Raw genomic sequence first — 20031 nt, 5'->3', positions numbered from 1 at the left:
TGTACTACGGTTAAGTTGTGCAAATTATGAAATTATGTTACCACTGTGGCGAAGCTTGTAAAAGCGACTCTCTTGTTTTTGATGAGAAAGATTTTTGCTGTAATGGATGCAAAACGGTTTACGAAATTTTAAGTAGCAATGATCTTAGTTATTATTACGCTCTTGACGAACGCCCTGGAATCTCTCCTAAAACTCAATTAGGGAAATTCGATTTTCTTAAGAATGACGAGATTGTAGAAAAACTGCTTGAATTTAAAAGTAAGGAAGTTTGTATCGTAAATCTTCTTATTCCAGAAATTCATTGTAGTTCGTGTATTTGGGTGTTAGAAAATCTCTCTAAACTGCACCCGGGAATCAAAAATTCTCAGGTTAATTTTCCTGAAAAAACCTTAAGAGTCCATTTTTCTGCGGAAAAAATTACGTTTTCCCAATTGGTTGAATTGCTCTGCAAACTAGGCTACGAACCCTATATTTCTCTTTCTGATACTGATAAAAAAGAAAAGAACATCGACCGAAGTTTAATCTACAAGCTTGGTGTTGCCGGTTTCGCTTTTGGCAATATCATGTTTTTATCTTTTCCTGAATATTTTGAAGTTAAAGAATTTTGGCTGGATCAGTTTAAATATGTGTTTCGCTGGTTAATGTTCGCGTTTAGTTTACCGGTGGTATTTTATTCGGCCAGCACTTATTTTATTTCAGCATTTAAAGGTTTAAAATCTGGAATTCTAAATATCGATGTGCCTATTGCACTGGGAATTACCGTGCTATTTTTAAGAAGCACTTTTGAAGTTGTTTTTGATCTGGGAACCGGTTTTTTTGATAGTCTTTCTGGTTTGGTATTTTTTTTATTACTAGGAAGATTCTTTCAGCAAAAAACCTATTCTTATTTGTCTTTTGAGCGTGATTATAAATCTTATTTCCCAATTGGGGTTACAAGAATTAATCATCCAAATACCCAAAATCAAAACGAAGAACAGGTAGAAGTTTATAAGCTCAGAAAAGGTGATAAAATTCTTATTCGCAATAATGAACTCATTCCTGTAGATGCAAAATTGCTTGAAGGTGATGCTTTGATCGATTATAGTTTTGTAACAGGAGAAGCGGTGCCGGTTTCTATTAAAAAAGCCGATAAAATCTATGCCGGAGGAAAACAAACAGCAGGATTACTTCAGGTTGAAGTTCTAAAACCTGTAGAACAATCTTATCTCACGCAGTTATGGAATAACGAGGTTTTCGATAAGAATTTTAAAGGAAGCTTTCAGGATCTTACCAATAAAATAAGTGGATATTTTACAAAAGCGATCTTAAGTATATCGATTTTGGCCACAATTGCCTGGTACTTTATCGATCCTTCGATGATGCCACAGGTTTTTACGGCCGTACTAATTATTGCCTGCCCGTGTGCATTGGCTTTGGCTGCGCCGTTTACTTTAGGAAATTTACTCCGAATCTTCGGTCAGCATAAATTCTATCTAAAAGAAGCCAATATCATCGAAAAAATGGCCAATATCGATGCGGTAGTTTTCGATAAAACAGGAACACTTACTTCAACCAAACGAAATATCATCACCTACGAGGGTGATTTGCTTTCCGAAGAAGAAAAATCGCTGCTAAATAGCACTTTAAGAGCTTCTAACCATCCATTAAGTAGATCACTTTATGAGATTTTAGAACAAAATGATATTAAAACGCTCGATTCTTTTACTGAAGAGGTTGGGAAAGGAATGGCAGCTTCTGCAAACCGAAATTCGATAAAAATAGGCGCCTTTAAATATGTTGCTGAAAACAACGAATTACAGCAGGATGTATTAAATCAAACTGCGGTACATATTAGTACCAACAATCATTATAAAGGACGCTATATATTAAAAAATGAATATCGTGAAAATGTCACGCAATTATTTAAAGAATTAGGCCAAAACAAGCAATTATTTGTGCTTTCTGGGGATAACGATGGCGAACGAAAAAGCCTTGAAAAATTATTACCGCTAAGCACCAAAATGAGCTTTAACCAAAAGCCTCAGGATAAGTTACAGTTTATTAAAAAACTTCAGGAAGAAGGAAAATCTGTAATGATGATTGGGGATGGGTTAAACGATGCCGGAGCATTAAAACAGAGTGATGTTGGGGTAGTAATTTCAGAAAACATTAACGTTTTTTCGCCAGCCTGTGATGCCATTTTAGATGCTTCGGTCTTTGGTAAGATTGGTCAGTTTTTTAGCCTCGCCAACAGTGGTCATCGCATTATAAAATTCAGCTTTTTACTATCTCTTTTTTATAATCTAATAGGTCTTGGATTTGCAGTTACCGGGCATCTGTCGCCTATCGTTGCTGCTATTTTAATGCCTTTAAGTTCCATTAGTATTGTGGCGTTTACCACGGTAAGTTCACAGTATTCAGCGAAAAGGATTTTAAAAAAGGATGCTAAAAATATACAATATCAAGCAGAACTTAATTATCAGTAAAACCTGATAAATGTCATTTTTTGCCAGCAAGGCTCATAATATTTTTACAAAAAATTAAGAAATCCCATGAATATCATCTACGTGTTGCTAAGTATTAGTGTGGTCGTAGCGATTGTCTTTTTTATAGCCTTTATCATATCGGTAAAAAGGGGACAGTACGACGACACCTATACCCCATCTGTAAGAATGCTGTTTGAGGATGAAGTCATAGACAGTAAAGAAAATTCTAAAATCACCGATAAATAATTTGTTTATAATCTTATGGAAAAAGAGCAGTTTTATTACGACAACAAGATCGTAAGGAAATTTATCAATGCCACGATTTTTTGGGGTATTGTTGGAATGAGTGTAGGGCTATTGCTCGCTTTTATGTTTTTGTTCCCTAATCTAACAGATGGGATCTCATGGCTTAGTTTTGGCCGTTTACGACCATTACATACCAATGCTGTGATCTTTGCCTTTGTAGGGAACGCAATTTTCGCCGGAGTATACTATTCTACCCAGCGATTATTAAAAGCAAGGATGTGGAGTGATGCGCTTAGTAACTTCAACTTTTGGGGTTGGCAGGCAATCATTGTGGCAGCAGCTTTAACCTTGCCTTTAGGTTACACGACTTCTAAAGAGTATGCCGAGTTAGAATGGCCAATCGATATTGGTATTGCTTTAGTTTGGGTTGCTTTTGGAGCGAACTTAATTGGTACGATCTTTAAACGTAGACAACGCCACTTATATGTTGCGATCTGGTTTTACCTGGCAACATTTGTAACGGTAGCCGTTTTACACATCGTAAACAGTATCGAATTACCGGTAAGTGCTTTAAAAAGTTATTCGGTTTATGCTGGTGTACAGGATGCGCTTGTACAATGGTGGTATGGCCACAATGCGGTTGCATTTTTCCTTACCACTCCGTTTTTAGGATTAATGTATTACTTTGTTCCTAAGGCAGCCAATAGACCGGTTTATTCTTATCGATTATCGATCGTTCACTTTTGGTCTTTAATATTTATTTATATCTGGGCAGGGCCTCACCATTTATTATATTCTGCATTGCCAGATTGGGCACAAAATTTAGGTGTTGCTTTTTCTGTAATGTTAATTGCACCATCCTGGGGTGGGATGATCAATGGATTATTAACCCTTCGTGGAGCATGGGATAAAGTAAGAACAGATCCTGTACTTAAATTTATGGTGGTTGCAATTACCGGTTATGGTATGGCAACTTTCGAAGGGCCAATGCTTTCTCTTAAAAACGTTAATGCTATTGCACACTTTAGTGACTGGGTGATTGCTCACGTTCACGTAGGCGCTTTAGCATGGAATGGCTTTTTAACTTTTGGAATGATCTATTGGTTAGTACCAAAATTATTTAAGACTAAACTTTGGTCTGTAAAATTAGCAAATGCACATTTTTGGATTGGTACTTTAGGTATTGTTATGTACGCTTTACCAATGTATGTGGCTGGTTTTGTACAGGCGTCTATGTGGAAACAATTTAATCCAGATGGAACGCTAACTTACGGTAACTTCTTAGAAACACTTACTGAGATTATCCCAATGTACTGGATGAGAGCGATTGGAGGTAGTTTGTTTATCGTAGGAGCATTTATTGCACTTTACAACGTATACAAAACAGCAAAACAGGGAACTAAAGTTACAGATGAATTAGCTGAAGCTGCTCCACTTGCTAAGATCACTAATAAAAGAACGGCTAAAGAAGGTTACCATACCTGGTTAGAAAGAAGACCGGTAAAACTTACCATTTTCGCTACGATCGCGATCTTGATAGGTGGTATGGTACAAATTATTCCTTCTTTGATGGTAGATGAATATGTTCCGGTAATTTCTAGTGTAAAACCTTATACACCGCTAGAATTAGAAGGTCGAGATCTTTATATCCGCGAAGGTTGTGTAAGCTGCCATTCACAGATGATTCGTCCTTTTAGAAGTGAAGTAGAGCGTTATGGCGAATATTCTAAATCTGGAGAATATGTTTACGATCATCCGTTCTTGTGGGGTAGTAAACGTACCGGCCCCGATCTTTTAAGAGTTGGTGGGAAATATTCAGACAACTGGCATTTAAATCACCTATACGATCCACAAAGTACATCGGCTGGTTCTATCATGCCATCTTATAAATGGTTACTGAACAGAGAGCTTGATAAAACTTCTACTGAAGATAAAATGGAAGCCATGGTAAGTTTAGGTGTTCCTTACACTCAGGCTGAAATCGACAGAGCACAGGATTGGATGACAGAGCAGGGACAACAAATTGAAGAAAACCTGTATAGCGATCCAGATTTTGCGAAAACCTACGAGGCCGATAAAGCTTACGCACAGGAAAACGGAGAGGAATTCGTTGAAATGCGTAACCGTGAAATAGTTGCTCTAATCGCTTATCTGCAACGATTGGGTACAGATATTAAAGTAAAGAATGTCGACGAAGAACAGGAAGCCGATATTCTTGGTGAAACTGAAGATGGCCTTGGGGCGATCAAATAAATATTCAGCTTAAGTTATAACATCAAAAAACTAGATCATGCTAAAATTTATAAAAGGAAATCTAGAGAATATCGATGGGGTAGAGATCTATCCCATGGTATCTCTACTGATATTCTTCATCTTTTTCGTAGCGCTTTTTGCCTGGGTAATTACCGCTAAGAAAGAACATATAAAACAAGTGAGTAACATTCCTTTAGAGGAGGACAATCAGGAATTATTATGAGAAATACGGCATCATTTTTAAGAGTTATCGCAATCACGGTTCTGGCCTTTATTTTTCTTGAATTAACGATAGAATCTTCAGAAGAATGGGCATTTATGGAATACCCGATAATTTGGGCAGTAATAGGTATTCTATTTGTATTTGGTATTGCTATGGAAGTTGTGCTGGCCAGTATCACTTCAGTATTATTTAGAAGTTTAACTCCAGAAGCTCAGGAGCGATACCTTCAACAGCAATCCTTAAGAAAAAAGAACCGCTTTGCTAAACTAAAAGCATTCTGGAAAAGAATGAACGATAGTAAGCCGGTTGAAGAGGAAGATGAGATCATCTTAGATCATAATTACGACGGGATTCGCGAGCTGGATAATAACCTTCCGCCATGGTGGTTGTATGGTTTTTACGCTACAATGGTTTTTGCTGTGGTTTATTTGGTAAGACATCACATTTTTGATGCACCAGATCAAAAAGAAGAATATATCGCAGAAGTGGCTTCAGCTAAAAAAGCGATCGAAGAATATAAGAAAACAGCTAAAGATCTAATAGATGTAAACACGGTTGAACTGCTTACAGGAGAAGAAGATGTAAAAGCAGGACAGGCAATTTTTGCCGGTAATTGTGTGGCATGTCATAAGGAGGATGCCGGTGGTGGTATTGGGCCTAACTTAACCGACGACTACTGGATTCTAGGTGGCGGTATTAAAAATGTTTTCAATACTATTTCTGAAGGAGGGCGTCCTGGAAAAGGAATGGTATCCTGGAAAACAGATTTAAAACCGGGGGAAATCGCCCAGGTAGCCAGCTATGTTTTAAGCCTACACGGTACTACACCGGCAGATCCTAAAGAACCACAAGGCGATCTTTGGATCGACGAAAATGCTCCTGTAGAGGAAGTAGATGTAGAAGTCTCAGCCGATTCAACTTCTGTAGAAGTAATTATGGATGATGAAGCGGTAGAGAAAGAGTTTGAAGAATAAACAAATCCAGAGTCGGCCGTTTTAAGTCGGCTCTGTTTAATTACTCACAATGGTGAGCCTAAGTTATGAGCACGATCCCCGAAAATAACTTTAGAGATTCTATTGGAACAATAGACCAGGAAGGTAAAAGAGCATGGATATTTCCTAAAAAACCTTCCGGTAAATTTTACAAATATCGCAAGCTGGTAAGCTATTTTTTACTTGCGATATTATTTGCTGCTCCATTTTTAAAAATTAATGGCAACCAGTTTTTGCTCTTCAATGTACTGGAACGCCGCTTTAATTTTTTTGGGTATCCTTTCTGGCCGCAGGATTTTTATTTGGTGGTGATCATGATGATTATAGGAGTAGTCTTCGTGATCTTATTTACTGTGGCCTTTGGAAGGATATTTTGTGGTTGGATTTGCCCACAAACCATTTTTATGGAAATGGTTTTCCGAAGAATCGAATATTGGATAGAAGGCGATCGCGGTAAGCAAATACGTTTAGCAAAGCAAGCCTGGAATGCTGAAAAGATTTGGAAAAAAGGCCTAAAATGGACGATTTTCTTTATCATTTCTTTTTTAATCGCAAATATCTTTCTTGCCTATTTAATCGGTAGCGACCAGCTTTTAGAATACATCACTGAAGGTCCTGCAGAAAACCTAAGCACTTTTATTTCATTATTAATATTCACCGGGGTTTTCTACTTCATCTTTACATGGTTTAGAGAGCAGGTTTGCATTATAGCCTGTCCTTATGGTAGGCTTCAGGGTGTTTTATTGGATAATAAATCGATCATTGTAGCTTATGATCATAAACGTGGAGAAAAGGAAAAAGGACGTGCAAAATTCAGAAAAAATGAAGATCGACAGGCTACGGGAAAAGGAGATTGTATCGATTGTTTGCAATGTGTACAGGTTTGTCCTACCGGGATCGATATTCGAAATGGGACGCAGTTAGAATGTGTAAATTGTACAGCCTGTATCGATGCCTGTGATTCGATGATGGATGCCGTTAATCTACCAAAAGGTCTTATTCGATATGCTAGTGAAGAAAATATCGAGAAAAAGGCCAAATTCAAATTTACAGCCAGATTAAAAGGCTATACGGCGGTTTTGATCATTTTAGTAGGTGTTTTAACAGGAATGTTATTTCTACGGAATGATGTTGAAGCCAGGATTCTTCGTTTACCGGGGCAACTTTACGAACACCAGGAAAATAACAGGATCAGCAATGTCTTCACCTTTAAACTGGTCAATAAAACTACCGAAAATATCGAGAATGTTCAGCTTAAATTGATCTCTCATAAAGGCGAGGTGCGATTGGTGAAAAGTGATAGCCTAGTTGTGCCAAAACAGGGATTTGCAGAAGGAACTTTATTTATCGAGGTGCCATCCGCTTCTTTAAAAGGTGAAAAAGAAAAGCTTAAAATAGGTGTATACAGTAATAATAAATTAATAGAAACTACGACAACCAATTTCCTTGGGCCTCGTAGTTATCGATAAAAAAGACAGAATTATGAAATTTAATTGGGGAACCGGACTCGTAATTGGCATGGGATGTTTTATTGGTTTTATCATGTTTTTTGTGATAAAAATGAGTACCGACGAAAAATATGAGCACGATCTTGTAGTTGAAGATTACTACGGAAAAGAGTTGCATTTTCAACAGGAGATCGATGCTGAAAAGAACCTGAATCTTTTTTCTGAAGAGATTACAGGGAATAAAACTAATGAAGGTTATGAGCTTATTTTTCCTGAAACTCAGGGAAAAATTGAAGGTAAAGTAAACCTTTATCGACCTTCTAACAAAAAACTCGATTTTGCATTGCCATTAGAACTTACTGAAGGCAAGATTGTAATTCCTGAAGCACAATTAATCGAAGGGCGTTGGGATATTTCTGTAGAAATGACCTACCAGGGAAAAGAAGTATTATTTAAAAAATCCATTACTTACTAGATATGCTCATCAGCGGTTTGATATTCGGACTTTTAGGTAGTTTTCATTGCATAGGGATGTGTGGTCCCATTGCGTTTTTATTACCTCTAAACAGGGATAAAAAGCCGCTGATGTTTTTTCAGTTATTTCTTTATCATTTTGGGCGAATATTATCCTACGCCGTAATCGGACTGTTATTTGGCTTGCTGGGGAAAGGATTAAATCTTTTTGCGGCACAACAAAAACTATCGATCGCTATAGGAGTTTTGATGATTTTGACGGTAGTTTTTTCCTTCGGAAGTATGAAATTCGATAAAATTGGCACTCCTTTTTTAAGAATTATAAGTCGGTTAAAATCAAAAATTGGAGCCGGTTTAAAGAAGAAATCACCAGATACTTTCCTTTCTATTGGTATGCTGAATGGTTTTTTACCATGCGGACTCGTTTACATGGCAATGCTGGGAGCAATTGCGCAGGCTAATGCCGGTTTTGGAGCTTTATACATGGTATTTTTTGGCTTAGGAACTATCCCGCTTATGACGACAGCAGTATTTTTATCTACCAAACTTTCAAGCGGAGTAAAAACACGGGAAAAAATAAGAAAGCTAATTCCAATATTCGTTGTTTTAACAGGCCTTTTATTTATCCTTCGCGGTGCAGGATTAAATATCCCGTATCTCTCCCCGGCAATGGCAAAAGACAAAGTCGACGCCAAAATCGAATGCCACGAACCCGTACAAATTTCTTTTGATAAGCAGTAGAATTAGATTTTAGAAATTAGATCTCTATGCTTTTAGATATTATAATATAGGCATGTGAAATTATTTTGAATGCTGAATGCTGAATTTGGATTTGAAAAATGTCATTTCGATTTCTATGACAATTCCAATCGGTTTTTATAATTTGTTTGATTTTTAATTGTTGCCATATCTGCCATTTTAGATACTCTGGGTTTGGTTCTTAGGCTGGTGCCGCTCTGTTGCTCAAATGGTACTAAGCCAGCGAAACAGGCTAGCTTTCTAGGATCGGTCAAACGTTGGAAGGCTTCGGTTTTAACGGCGATTATCCAAGCGGTAACATCGTGTATGCCCGGTACGGTCTTGATCCTTTTGAGCTGTTGTTGTAAAATCGGGTTCGATTGATCTCGGCACGGATCAAAGTTTCTATTTCGTGGATGTGCCTATCCAATTCTTTGATAGCCTTTGATTGATCTTGATCAGTTTTCTGGTACTGCTGTTAAAAGTAATATCTTTTAAATCGGCCATTTGCTGTTTGATCCCTTTGCACTGCTTTATTTTTGACTTACGTTGGCTCATCAATATTTTTAAAGATCTGATGGCTTCGCTGCAGGGTTTCCAGCATTCAAAATTCTAATAGTTCCTTTCTATGAATATAGCGATCCTCTTGGCATCTACCTTATCATTTTTACCACGTACCAGACCAATACTTCTTTTAATATGCTTGGGGTCTATTACGTATACGTTAAAATCAAAGTCTTTCATAGTTTGGTAGAGATTATGGTTATAATACCTGTGTTTCTATGGCTATAAATGCGCTGGCATCTAACTTAGCTATGCTTTGCAGTAGCTTTCGAATACTTTTAACTTTGTTACCAATCTTGTGAAAGGTTGCCCCCACTGGGAGATCTAACACAAAAGTCCAAAGTGTTTTTACTGATGTCGATACCTACATAAATACTTTTCATAACTTTGTAAAGCTTTCCAGATAAGAAGGATTTTATCAATAACTCAACTCCTTGATAATGGGCTTGTATCCCGAATTTCTATTAGAGATTGTTGATGAAAGTCTGAACTTAGGTCTGAATCGAACTTTGAACTTTATGTTCTGAGTGAAAATAGTGTACCCAAGTTCCGCTCTCTTTTCTTAGTAATACTGCTCTCAAATAACAATATAAGTCTAAAGGAGCGGAATGTAATGTAGCCGAGAAATCTCTTTTCGTTGATATTTACGATAGCGTTCCAAAAGTTCTCGATACAATCTTGATTTCGCTATCGCTTCATTCTAAAAAAATCAGATCTAACGCTCCAAAATACCAAGCGTCTAGTTTACCAAAATTCTACTCACAAAAAAATCCGACTAAAAACATAGCCGGATCCATTCATTGAAAATCGATATTTTCAATTATAATTTTCTAACCCAAATATTTCTAAATTGAACCTTAGTGCCGTGATCCTGTAACGCGATCACATCTTCTTCGTGCGCTTCTGGATAATTATGCAATCCAATATAAAGCGTTAAGCCCTGTATCGTAGTGTTGTTTTGTACAACAACTCCATTATGAAGCACGGTGATCTTGGCTTTTTGATCTATTTTTCCGTCTTTAAAACGTGGTGCAGTGTAGATCACATCGTAAACATTCCATTTATCAGGCGAGCGCATAGCGTTCACTAAAGGTGGCACATCTTTGTAAATACTTCCTGCCTGCCCGTTGCTGTAAGAACGGTTATTGTATGAATCTAAAATCTGTAATTCGTATCTATTCTGAAGGAACAATCCGCTATTTCCACGGCCCTGCCCAGAGTTTTCAACTTTATCTGGTGCACTCCATTCGATATGGATTTGTGCATCACCAAACTTCATTTTTGTTTGAATACCACCAGACCCCGGTACTACTTGAAAATATCCATCCTTAATATCCCAGGGAGCTGCTTGTGTAGTATCTTTTTGACTTACCCATTGGTCTAAATTCTCACCGTCAAAAAGAACGATCGCATCTGAAGGTGCATCGCCAGGTTTTTCACCCGGAGTGATTTTTTCTACCTGTGGTTCCCAAATTTCAGTCATTTCTGGTTTCATGGGCATTGGAGATTCTTCAGGCGGAGTAGTAGGAGCATCAACTTGAGAAAAACCGATGGCAGAACAACCAATTCCGAATAAAAATAGTGCGGCTATTTTAGATTTTTTCATATTCGTTAAAATAGTGTGTAATTAAATTTTTTCTGAAATATAAAGAATAACAAATAAAAAGCCTTTAAAAATTACGGAATTATAAAGTTTGAGACTAGATCAGTTTTCAGAAATTAAATCGATTTTGGTTGATTTTGAGTGTAATTTTTATTCGATAAATGAAATCAAAGGCATTTTCTACTAGAATATGATTTGGAAATTCTCAATGCATTTTATTTAAAACAATTCCAAATAGACAGGATTTAAGACTGTTTAAAGATTATTTTAGTAATTTTTATGAAAAAATTATGTCATGGCGAAATTCAATCTTAATATTAACGGTGAAGATAAAACCGTAGATGTCGACCCAAGTACCCCACTTTTATGGGTTTTAAGAGATCATTTAAATCTAGTTGGAACAAAATATGGCTGCGGAATTGCCCAATGTGGGGCTTGCACGGTTCATTTTAATGGATCTGCAGTGAGATCCTGCCAGTTACCCGTTTCTTCTCTGGAAGGAAGTAAAATTAAAACTATCGAAGGTTTATCTGAAAACGGAGATCATCCTGTGCAACAGGCGTGGTTAGAAATCGACGTTCCGCAATGTGGTTATTGTCAGGCGGGTCAGATTATGTCTGCTTCAGCATTATTAGAAAGCAATCCAAATCCTTCAGACGAAGAAATAGAGAACGCAATGAATGGTAATATTTGTCGCTGCGGAACCTATAGCCGAATTAAAGCTGCGATAAAAGCTTCAAAATCCCAAGTAGCCTAATTTAACCTCAGAAAAATGACAAAGAAAAGCACAACAGTAAATAGAAGATCTTTTATAAAAAGTGTTGGTATTGCCGGTGGTGGTTTGCTTATTGGTTTTAACTGGCTAGCGTGTAAACGTAGCGAAGAAGTTGCCGTGGCAGACGCCGCTTTAGAAATGCCAGATGAATGGTTTGAACTAAACGGTTACTTAAAAATAGGCGATAATGGAGTAGTAACGATCTATTCTCCAAATCCTGAAATTGGCCAGAATGTAAAAACCTCGATGCCAATGATGGTGGCCGAAGAGCTTGATGTAGACTGGAATAATGTGATCGTAGAACAAGCGCCTTTAAATACTGAATTATATTCAAGACAGCTTGCAGGTGGTAGTCAATCTATTCGCCAGGGCTGGGAACCGCTAAGAAGAGCGGGAGCAACGGCAAGATATATGTTATTAGAAGCTGCTGCAAAACAACTGGACGTACCAGTGGAAGAGCTAAAAGTAGAAGACGGAGTCATTTCACATTCGGGTAGCGATAAAACTATTTCCTACGGAGAGATTGCGAAAGCCGCTGCAGAGATTGAAATTCCAGAAGAAGATAAAGTGGTTCTAAAATCTAAGAACGATTTTAAGATTATTGGTTCTTCAAGAAAAAATGTAGATGCTAAAAAGATCGTTACCGGGCAACCGCTTTTTGGTCTAGATACTTATAAAGAAGGAATGTTAACGGCCATGATCGTTCATCCACCAAAATTTGGAATGGAATTTAAATCAATGGATGCCGAGAAGATCAAAGAAATGCCGGGTATTAAAGACGTTTTTACGATCGATACCTATCCTGAAGATACACAAAAACAGTGGAGTGATGTTTCTGCCTTTAGTAAACTTGTTGTTGTTTTAGGGGAATCCACCTGGCAGGTGATGCAGGCTAAAAAAGCACTAGAGGTAGAATGGGATTTAAATCCAGAACTGACCAAAAAGATCGAAATTCTTGAAAAATCTGCCGGAATGGGTGAGGTGAGTGGTTTAGAAAGTTCAGCAACTCATACTTCTTTGATGGCCGATGTTGGTTCTAAAAAAGCGAAAGCGATACGAAAAGATGGCGATCCAGAAGCTGCTTTTAAAAATGCAGCGAGAGTAATAGAGCGCTCATATACTTGTCCGTTTTTGGCGCACAATTGTATGGAACCTATGAACTTTTTCGCTAATGTCACTGCAGATAAAGCCGAATTACTAGGGCCAATTCAAACTCCGGAATATGCCGAGAAAACGATTCAGTCTCGCTTAGGTTTAGATTTAGAAAATATAGATATCCAAATGACCAGAATGGGCGGTGGTTTTGGACGTCGTTTATACGGAAATTTCCTGGTAGAAGCTGCTGTGATTTCTCAAAAAGCTGGTGCGCCTGTTAAGTTGGTGTATTCTAGAGAAGATGATATGACAGATGGTGTTTATCGCCCGGCATATCACGTAAAATATAGAGCTGCTTTAGATGCTAATAATAATATTACTGCGTTTCATGTAAATGCAGGAGGAATAAAAGAGAGTCCGTTATTTGCCAATCGTTTCCCTGCCGGGGCTATCGATAATTATTTAGCTGAAAGCTGGACGGTAGATAGTAATATTTCTATTGGAGCTTTTAGAGCGCCAAGATCGAATTTTATTGCCGGCGCCGAGCAATCATTTTTAGATGAACTTGCTGAAGAAACCGGCCAGGATCCAATTCAGTTTAGACTAGATCTTTTGAAGAAAGCAAAGGAAAACCCGGTAGGGGAAAATAACGATTATGATGCCGCTCGTTTTGCCGGCGTTTTAGAAATGGTAAGAGATAAATCTGGTTGGAAAAAAGATGATCAAAATCTAAATCGCGGAATCTCGGCTTATTATTGTCACAATTCTTATGTAGCCCAGATCCTCGATCTTCGAGTAAAAAATAACGAGCCAATTATCGATAAAGTGGTTTGCGCGGTAGACTGCGGAATTGTAGTAAATCCAGATGCTGCTAAAAATATGGTTGAAGGTGGAACGATAGACGGTATTGGCCATGCTTTATACAGTAAAATTAGTTTTGAAGACGGGATGCCACAACAAAGCAATTACGATACGTATCGCTTAATTCGGCATAAAGAAGCGCCAAAAAGTATAGAAGTTTATTTTGCTGAAAATGGTATAGATCCTACAGGATTAGGTGAACCACCTTTTCCACCGGTTATTGGTGCTTTAGCCAATGCTTTATATAAAGCAACCGGGAAACGTTTCTATGATCAGCCTTATATTTCAGGACTTCAGGGTGACTTAAAAACATAAAGCTTTATTAAAAGCGCTGATTAGTTTGCTTCTTTTAGAAGCTTCTTTTTACATTTAGCAAAAAAGAACGCTATGAGAAACCGATCAGCGCTTACTATTTTAACTATAGCAGCAAGTTTATGTTTTAGTTGTAACCAAAAAACTTCCAAAGAAAAAGAAAAATCTTCAGCAGCTATAACTAAAACCGAAACTCAAAAAACTACTTCAGATCTTATTTTTGAAAAAGGAAAGAAAACTTCCGCAGAGAAATTTGTCGGGAATGTTTATATGAACCTTTTAGTGCCTGAAGATTCTATTTATACTACAAAATCTGGTTCAGTTACTTTTGAAGCCGGTTCCAGAACCAATTGGCATTATCATCCTAGCGGCCAGATTTTAATGGTTACCAATGGCGTTGGATTTCATCAAATTGAAGGTCAGCCTAAAGAAGTAATTAAGAAAGGCGACGTAGTGAAAGTTCCAAAGAACGTAAAACACTGGCATGGAGCTTCTGTAGAAGAAGATATGACACATGTTTTCGTGATTCCTAATGTTGAAATGGGCGGCTCTAAATGGTTTGATCCTGTGACCGATGAGGAGTTCAAAAACTAGGCCTAATATTTAACAATTTCAGCCTAAGATTTTTTTAAATCAGATTCGATTTTCAACTAATTTCGCCTTTTGTATGAAATTAGAAGAAAAAGTAAGGGCAGTCGAAAGTTTATTCGAAACCCTTTCAGAAGAGCTTGATGTTTTTCAGGCTCAGGCTGGATTTAGCTGTGCAGTAGGATGCGGAAAATGTTGTGAAAAACCAGGAATCCAGGCTTCGCCTTTAGAATTTTTGCCCTGGGCATTTCAGTGTTTTTTATCTGGAAAAGCTGAGGAAACTTTAGCCCAGCTAAATACATCTACTCTAGAAATTTGCCATTTATATAAAACTTTAAGTTTAGAAAGTGGTTTGGGAAGATGTTCGTCTTATCACGAACGTGGATTGGTTTGCAGGCTTTTTGGTTATGCTGCACAGCGAGATAAATTGGGGAAACTTCAGCTGGTTAGTTGTAAAATTTTAAAGGGACAGTCGGTTGCTTTTCAGAAAACATCTGTAGCGATTAATGAAGAGTTGGCGGTACCAGTTTTTAGTGATTACTATTTACAATTGGCACAAATAGATTTTAGTTTAGGAAGAAAAATTATTCCTATTAACAAAGCGATGAAAGTAGCTTTAGAAGAAGTTTTACAATATTATTCGTATCGTCCTTTCCCAATTAACTGGAAAAGAACTGCTTAGATATTTGATCAATATTGATTAATAAACGCATTCATTTTTGAAATTTAAACTTGTGAATATCTAATCTTAGGATTACTTTCTTGGCAAGCTTTAAATTTTATTTTTGCGCTCCTAAAAATTTAAGACATGAGCGTAATTTGGTATGAATGTAAGGTGAAATACAGAAAAACACATGAAACAGGCGAGCAAAAAGTGGTAACAGAAGTGTATCTGCTGGATGCAGTGTCTTATACTGAAGCTGAAACCAGAATTACTGAAGAAATACAGAAGCTTACCAGCGAAGATTTTATGATTAAAAACATTAAGATCGCTAATTTCGCTGAGGTTCACCCTTTTGATAATTCAGATCGTTGGTTTAGATCGAAAGTGTCTCTTATTGCGATGGACGAGGAAAGCGGAAAAGAGAAAAAATCGAATAGCTATATGCTGGTGCAGGCAAACGATGTAAAAGAAGCTTTTGAAAATACTGAAAAAGCGATGGAAGATACCATGGGAGATTACACCATTCCTTCTATCGCAGAATCGCCAATTTTAGACGTATTTCCATATTTTACCGGGGAAGAAGAGCAGCTGGAAAAATACAATATGATGGATGCTGTAGAAACGCTAAGCGAGGAAGCAAGCCAGGAAGAAGAATAAATAATAGTTGCTGAAACTTACGAATTTCAGTTTATAAGAATATCAAAATTTTAAGCCTCTCAGTAAGTTACTGTGAGGCTTTTTTTGTTTCAGCAAAATTGAGAAATAAAATATTTGAACTCTATATATGTTGCAAAACTCTTTATTAAAGAAATTAATAATGCTGCATTTAAGTTTGTATTGTGTTACAATTTTGATAATTTAAGAAAAAAATATAGGCTATTCTTTGTTATAGTGTTAATATTAAAGCGGTTTTCTTAATATAGAATGGATTAAAAAAATGCTAACCACATTTTTGAGTTTTTTATTTTTCCCTTAGAAAGCCAAGCACTAAAAACGTTAGCCAACTCAAAACAAACTTAATTTATGAAAAGAAGAGACTTTGTCCAATTAACCGGAATGGGTTTAGGGGCTATGATGCTTCCTTTTTCTACGATGGGAAGTAATATTGCTGCTGAAGCCCTTTTAGAACCGGGATTAGATGTAGCTGCAAAAAAGATCCTTGCCGATGTAGCCTTAAATACTGCCAGAAATCTGGGTGCAAGTTATGCAGATGCTCGTATTGGCCGATACTTAAATCAATATGTATTTACTCGTGAAGATAAAGTACAAAATGTAGTAAATACCGAATCCTTTGGAATAGGAATTCGTGTAATTGCTGAAGGAACCTGGGGATTTGCTTCAACCAATGACGTGACTGAAGACGGAATCAAGAAAGCGACCAGCCAGGCTGTAGCCATTGCAAAAGCGAATTCTAAAATTCAGAAAGAACCAGTACAATTAGCACCAGTTGAAGCGCACGGCGAAGTAAGCTGGAAAACGCCTATTAAAAAAGATTTTAAAGAAATTCCGGTTTCTCAAAAAGTAGAATTGCTTTTAGATGCGAATTCTGCTGCGATGAATAACGGAGCCAATTTTGTGAATTCCTCATTATTCATGGTGAACGAGCAAAAATATTTTGCTTCTACAGATGGTTCGTATATTGACCAGGATATTCATAGAATCTGGCCAACTTTCGATGTAACGGCTATCGATCGTACGGCAGGAAAGTTTAAATCCAGATCTGCTTTAAGCGCACCAATGGGAATGGGCTACGAATATTTAGACGGTTTAGAAAGTGAAAAATTAGTTGGCCCAGCCGGCTTAAAATTATATAGAAATAGCTACGATATTATAGAGGATGCCACTTTAGCTGCTAAACAAGCTAAGGAAATGCTTACGGCAGAATCTGTTCAGCCAGGAAAATACGATCTTGTTTTAGAGCCTAATCATTTAGGACTTACCATTCACGAATCGGTAGGGCATCCGCTAGAATTAGACCGAGTTCTTGGTTACGAAGCGAACTATGCTGGTACCAGTTTTGCGACTTTAGACAAGTGGAAATCTGGAGACTTTAAATATGGTAGCGATAAAGTAAATATCGTGGCAGATAAAACGCAGCCACATTCCTTAGGAGCTGTTGGTTATGATGATGAAGGTGTAAAAACCAAAAAATGGGATCTTATTAGAAATGGCATTTTAGTGAATTACGAAGCGATAAGAGATCAGGTAAAAATTATCGATCAAAACGAGTCTCATGGTTGTTGTTATGCACAAAGCTGGAATGATGTTCAGTTTCAAAGAATGCCAAATGTTTCTTTAGAACCGGGGAAAGAAAAATACTCGGTAGAAGAAATGATAAAAGATGTAGAAAAAGGGATTTATATCGCGGGTCGTGGTTCGTATTCGATCGATCAACAGCGTTATAACTTCCAGTTTGGAGGTACCGTTTTTTACGAAATTAAGGACGGGAAGATCGTAGGAATGTTAAATGATGTTGCGTACCAGTCGAATACCCAGGAGTTTTGGAACTCTTGCGTAAAGATCTGTGACGAGAGTGATTATCGTTTATTTGGTTCGTTCTTCGATGGAAAAGGTCAGCCACCACAGGTTAGCGCCGTTTCTCATGGAAGTTCTACTTCGCGATTTAAAGATGTAAATGTGATCAATACAGGAAGAAGCATCTAAATTCTCTAACCTAACAAATTAAAAAATGGCAATATATACTGAACAAGAAGCTCGTGAAATTCTTGATAAAGCAATGAGCTTTTCTAAAGCAGATGCTTGTGTAATGTATCTAAGCGGAAGCGAAAGCGGAAATATTCGTTACGCTAGAAATACCGTTTCTACAGCAGGGCATCAATCCAACCAATCTTTACAGGTGGTGGCCAACTACGGAAAGAAATCTGGAACCGCAACAATCGATGAATTTGATGACGATTCTTTGCAAAGTGTTGTAAAACGTGCTGAAGAATTAGCACAGCTTTCTCCAGAGAATCCTGAATTTATGGATCCTTTAGAGCCACAAACCTACGACAAACCCGTAAATTACGTTGAAGCAACAGCGAATATTAAACCAGAATATCGCGCTGAAGTTGCTGCAAGTAGTATTAAACCCGCTTCAGAACAAGATGTGACTGCAGCCGGATTTTTAGATGATGGCGCTTCTTTTAGAGCCATGTTAAATTCTAAAGGATTGTATGCTTACGATAAATCGACTAGTGTAGATTTTACGGTAACCATGCGAACTAATGATGGTACAGGTTCTGGATGGGTAACCAGAGACTATAATGATATTTCGAAGTTCGATCCAGAAGAAGCTTCAGCTATAGCAATAGAAAAAGCAGTACTTTCTAAAAAAGCTAGAGCGATCGAGCCAGGAAGATACACCGTAATTTTAGAACCTGCTGCGGCCGGAGATTTACTAAGAAATATGTATCGTTCACTTGGCGCACGTACTGCAGACGAAGGTCGTAGTTTTATGTCTAAAGAAGGCGGCGGAACTAAGTTTGGGGAAAAAATAGTAGACGAGCGTGTAAATATTTGGAGTGATCCTTTGCATCCAGATGTTCCAACGGCGACGTGGAATGGTGATGGTTTACCGCTTAAAAAAACAACCTGGTTAGAAAATGGGGTTGTTAAAAATCTTGCATACGATAGATATTGGGCGTCAAAAAGTGGCGTAGACCCTGTGCCTTTTCCGCCAAATATGATCATGGAAGGTGGTGATATGTCTCGCGAAGAATTAATTAAAAGCACCAAACGTGGAATCCTAGTGACACGATTCTGGTATATACGATCTGTAGATCCGCAAACCTTGCTGTACACAGGTCTTACGAGAGACGGAACTTTTTATATCGAAAATGGCGAAATTAAATATCCTGTAAAGAATTTCAGGTTTAATGAAAGTCCGATTATCATGCTAAATAACCTGGAAGCTTTGGGCGAACAGGTTAGAGTAAACGGAAGTTTAATTCCGTATATGAAAATTAGAGACTTTACATTTACCAGCCTTTCAGACGCTGTTTAATTAATGCTGAAAATATAAAATCCAAAATCTTGTGAATCCTTCATGAGATTTTGGATTTGATTTGAACCAAAAGAAAATTCATAACCGAAGCCCCTCAATTTGAATAAGAATTTTTTCTTTACCAGATTACAATACGAATCGGGAGATTGGGATGTAGACCAGCGAATGCCTTCCAACCTTTTAAATTCTTTGATCGAATATACCTCGTTGCCCGTAGATACTCAGGAAAACATTATTTCTCTGGGAAGTGATGAAATTTTTAACTGCCCTTTTTGTTATTTATCGGGACACAAATTGGTGCAATTTACCAAAGCCGAAAGCGATAATTTTAAGAAGTATGTTGAAAACGGCGGATTTGTATTTGTAGACGATTGCAATCATGATATCGATGGACTTTTCGCAAAATCCTTTGAGCGGCAAATGGATGAACTTTTTGGGCCTCAGAAATTAAAAAAGATCCCAAATGATCACCAGATCTATTCAAGTTTTTTTGAGTTTGAAGACGGCCCGCCAACTACTTCACAAGAACTAAATGGTTGGGGAGACGATTTGGTTCACGAATATCTTAAAGCCATCGAAGTCAACGGAAAAATTGGAGTTTTGTATTCCAACAAAGATTATGGTTGCGAATGGGATTATGATTTCAGAAATAAAAGATTTTATAGAATAGATAATACTCGCTTTGGTGTAAACATCGTAATGTATGCACTAACCGCATAAGAGT

The 20031-nt window shown here is 37.5% G+C and carries 18 protein-coding genes; 16 read left to right on the top strand and 2 right to left on the bottom strand.

From position 1 onward, the window contains the following. Positions 1-26: 26 nt before the first annotated feature. From INR75_RS16530 to INR75_RS16495, 8 genes are all read left to right on the top strand, one after another. Positions 27-2465 carry a heavy metal translocating P-type ATPase metal-binding domain-containing protein gene (locus INR75_RS16530; RefSeq protein ID WP_223089657.1) on the top strand — a complete coding sequence of 813 codons (2439 nt, stop codon included), beginning with the start codon at positions 27-29 and terminating at the stop codon, positions 2463-2465. 66 nt (positions 2466-2531) lie between these two features. After that, positions 2532-2711: a cbb3-type cytochrome oxidase assembly protein CcoS gene (gene ccoS / locus INR75_RS16525; protein WP_084840081.1), complete on the top strand. Its 180-nt coding sequence runs from the start codon at positions 2532-2534 to the stop codon at positions 2709-2711. Between the two features lie 15 nt (positions 2712-2726). Further along, on the top strand, positions 2727-4964 hold the full coding sequence (ccoN, locus tag INR75_RS16520) for a cytochrome-c oxidase, cbb3-type subunit I (protein WP_223089656.1): 2238 nt from the start codon (positions 2727-2729) through the stop codon (positions 4962-4964). A gap of 37 nt (positions 4965-5001) precedes the next feature. Beyond that, positions 5002-5187, top strand: coding sequence for a CcoQ/FixQ family Cbb3-type cytochrome c oxidase assembly chaperone (locus tag INR75_RS16515; RefSeq protein ID WP_092542295.1), 186 nt, complete (start codon positions 5002-5004; stop codon positions 5185-5187). Further along, positions 5184-6161 carry a cbb3-type cytochrome c oxidase N-terminal domain-containing protein gene (locus INR75_RS16510; RefSeq protein ID WP_223089655.1) on the top strand — a complete coding sequence of 326 codons (978 nt, stop codon included), beginning with the start codon at positions 5184-5186 and terminating at the stop codon, positions 6159-6161. The genes INR75_RS16515 and INR75_RS16510 overlap by 4 nt, the downstream gene beginning before the upstream one ends. A gap of 65 nt (positions 6162-6226) precedes the next feature. Further along, a complete protein-coding gene (gene ccoG / locus INR75_RS16505) occupies positions 6227-7648 on the top strand; it encodes a cytochrome c oxidase accessory protein CcoG (protein WP_223089654.1) in 1422 nt (473 codons plus the stop codon). A 13-nt stretch (positions 7649-7661) separates the two neighbouring features. Beyond that, the gene (locus INR75_RS16500) at positions 7662-8102 is read left to right on the top strand and encodes a FixH family protein (RefSeq protein ID WP_084840076.1); all 441 of its coding nucleotides are present in this window, start codon (positions 7662-7664) and stop codon (positions 8100-8102) included. A 2-nt stretch (positions 8103-8104) separates the two neighbouring features. Next, positions 8105-8842 (top strand): sulfite exporter TauE/SafE family protein, encoded by a 738-nt coding sequence (locus tag INR75_RS16495; protein WP_223089653.1) that lies wholly within the window; start codon positions 8105-8107, stop codon positions 8840-8842. 113 nt (positions 8843-8955) lie between these two features. Here the strand turns inward: INR75_RS16495 and INR75_RS20650 are convergent, their stop codons facing one another. Together INR75_RS20650 and INR75_RS16485 are read right to left on the bottom strand one after the other, a co-directional pair. Then, positions 8956-9186: a transposase gene (locus tag INR75_RS20650; RefSeq protein ID WP_370629911.1), complete on the bottom strand. Its 231-nt coding sequence runs from the start codon at positions 9184-9186 to the stop codon at positions 8956-8958. Positions 9187-10223: 1037 nt separating this feature from the next. Beyond that, the gene (locus INR75_RS16485) at positions 10224-11009 is read right to left on the bottom strand and encodes a DUF1080 domain-containing protein (protein WP_223089652.1); all 786 of its coding nucleotides are present in this window, start codon (positions 11007-11009) and stop codon (positions 10224-10226) included. A gap of 292 nt (positions 11010-11301) precedes the next feature. On the opposite strand from INR75_RS16485, the gene INR75_RS16480 reads away from it, so the two are divergent. The 8 genes from INR75_RS16480 to INR75_RS16445 all read left to right on the top strand — a co-directional run bounded on the left by INR75_RS16480 (position 11302) and on the right by INR75_RS16445 (position 20027). Next, positions 11302-11763, top strand: a complete 462-nt coding sequence (locus INR75_RS16480; protein WP_223089651.1) for a (2Fe-2S)-binding protein — start codon at positions 11302-11304, stop codon at positions 11761-11763. Positions 11764-11778: 15 nt separating this feature from the next. Continuing rightward, the gene (locus INR75_RS16475; protein WP_223089650.1) at positions 11779-14052 is read left to right on the top strand and encodes a xanthine dehydrogenase family protein molybdopterin-binding subunit; all 2274 of its coding nucleotides are present in this window, start codon (positions 11779-11781) and stop codon (positions 14050-14052) included. 72 nt (positions 14053-14124) lie between these two features. Beyond that, complete coding sequence (locus INR75_RS16470) at positions 14125-14643, top strand: cupin domain-containing protein (protein WP_223089649.1); 519 nt, start codon at positions 14125-14127, stop codon at positions 14641-14643. 73 nt (positions 14644-14716) lie between these two features. Next, positions 14717-15319 carry a YkgJ family cysteine cluster protein gene (locus INR75_RS16465; RefSeq protein WP_223089648.1) on the top strand — a complete coding sequence of 201 codons (603 nt, stop codon included), beginning with the start codon at positions 14717-14719 and terminating at the stop codon, positions 15317-15319. 126 nt (positions 15320-15445) lie between these two features. Next, a complete protein-coding gene (locus tag INR75_RS16460; protein ID WP_223089647.1) occupies positions 15446-15958 on the top strand; it encodes a DUF4494 domain-containing protein in 513 nt (170 codons plus the stop codon). Between the two features lie 366 nt (positions 15959-16324). Further along, entirely contained in the window at positions 16325-17965 is a 1641-nt protein-coding gene (locus INR75_RS16455; RefSeq protein WP_084841495.1) for a TldD/PmbA family protein, read from the top strand. A gap of 25 nt (positions 17966-17990) precedes the next feature. Next, on the top strand, positions 17991-19307 hold the full coding sequence (locus tag INR75_RS16450) for a TldD/PmbA family protein (protein ID WP_223089646.1): 1317 nt from the start codon (positions 17991-17993) through the stop codon (positions 19305-19307). A gap of 99 nt (positions 19308-19406) precedes the next feature. Continuing rightward, the gene (locus tag INR75_RS16445; protein WP_223089645.1) at positions 19407-20027 is read left to right on the top strand and encodes a DUF4159 domain-containing protein; all 621 of its coding nucleotides are present in this window, start codon (positions 19407-19409) and stop codon (positions 20025-20027) included. Positions 20028-20031 lie beyond the last annotated feature (4 nt).

The organism is Zunongwangia sp. SCSIO 43204 (genome assembly GCF_019904275.1).
Lineage (GTDB): Bacteria > Bacteroidota > Bacteroidia > Flavobacteriales > Flavobacteriaceae > Zunongwangia > Zunongwangia mangrovi.
The sequence above is the reverse complement of the archived record's forward strand: the minus strand, read 5'-3'. Positions and strand labels throughout refer to the sequence as shown.

Bases quoted from the DNA above. Each gene is read 5' to 3' on its own strand.
- INR75_RS16530 (WP_223089657.1), top strand. From the start codon at position 27: ATGAAATTATGTTACCACTGTGGCGAAGCTTGTAAAAGCGACTCTCTT.
- ccoS (WP_084840081.1), top strand. From the start codon at position 2,532: ATGAATATCATCTACGTGTTGCTAAGTATTAGTGTGGTCGTAGCGATT.
- ccoN (WP_223089656.1), top strand. From the start codon at position 2,727: ATGGAAAAAGAGCAGTTTTATTACGACAACAAGATCGTAAGGAAATTT.
- INR75_RS16515 (WP_092542295.1), top strand. From the start codon at position 5,002: ATGCTAAAATTTATAAAAGGAAATCTAGAGAATATCGATGGGGTAGAG.
- INR75_RS16510 (WP_223089655.1), top strand. From the start codon at position 5,184: ATGAGAAATACGGCATCATTTTTAAGAGTTATCGCAATCACGGTTCTG.
- ccoG (WP_223089654.1), top strand. From the start codon at position 6,227: ATGAGCACGATCCCCGAAAATAACTTTAGAGATTCTATTGGAACAATA.
- INR75_RS16500 (WP_084840076.1), top strand. From the start codon at position 7,662: ATGAAATTTAATTGGGGAACCGGACTCGTAATTGGCATGGGATGTTTT.
- INR75_RS16495 (WP_223089653.1), top strand. From the start codon at position 8,105: ATGCTCATCAGCGGTTTGATATTCGGACTTTTAGGTAGTTTTCATTGC.
- INR75_RS16485 (WP_223089652.1), bottom strand. From the start codon at position 11,009: ATGAAAAAATCTAAAATAGCCGCACTATTTTTATTCGGAATTGGTTGT.
- INR75_RS16480 (WP_223089651.1), top strand. From the start codon at position 11,302: ATGGCGAAATTCAATCTTAATATTAACGGTGAAGATAAAACCGTAGAT.
- INR75_RS16475 (WP_223089650.1), top strand. From the start codon at position 11,779: ATGACAAAGAAAAGCACAACAGTAAATAGAAGATCTTTTATAAAAAGT.
- INR75_RS16470 (WP_223089649.1), top strand. From the start codon at position 14,125: ATGAGAAACCGATCAGCGCTTACTATTTTAACTATAGCAGCAAGTTTA.
- INR75_RS16465 (WP_223089648.1), top strand. From the start codon at position 14,717: ATGAAATTAGAAGAAAAAGTAAGGGCAGTCGAAAGTTTATTCGAAACC.
- INR75_RS16460 (WP_223089647.1), top strand. From the start codon at position 15,446: ATGAGCGTAATTTGGTATGAATGTAAGGTGAAATACAGAAAAACACAT.
- INR75_RS16455 (WP_084841495.1), top strand. From the start codon at position 16,325: ATGAAAAGAAGAGACTTTGTCCAATTAACCGGAATGGGTTTAGGGGCT.
- INR75_RS16450 (WP_223089646.1), top strand. From the start codon at position 17,991: ATGGCAATATATACTGAACAAGAAGCTCGTGAAATTCTTGATAAAGCA.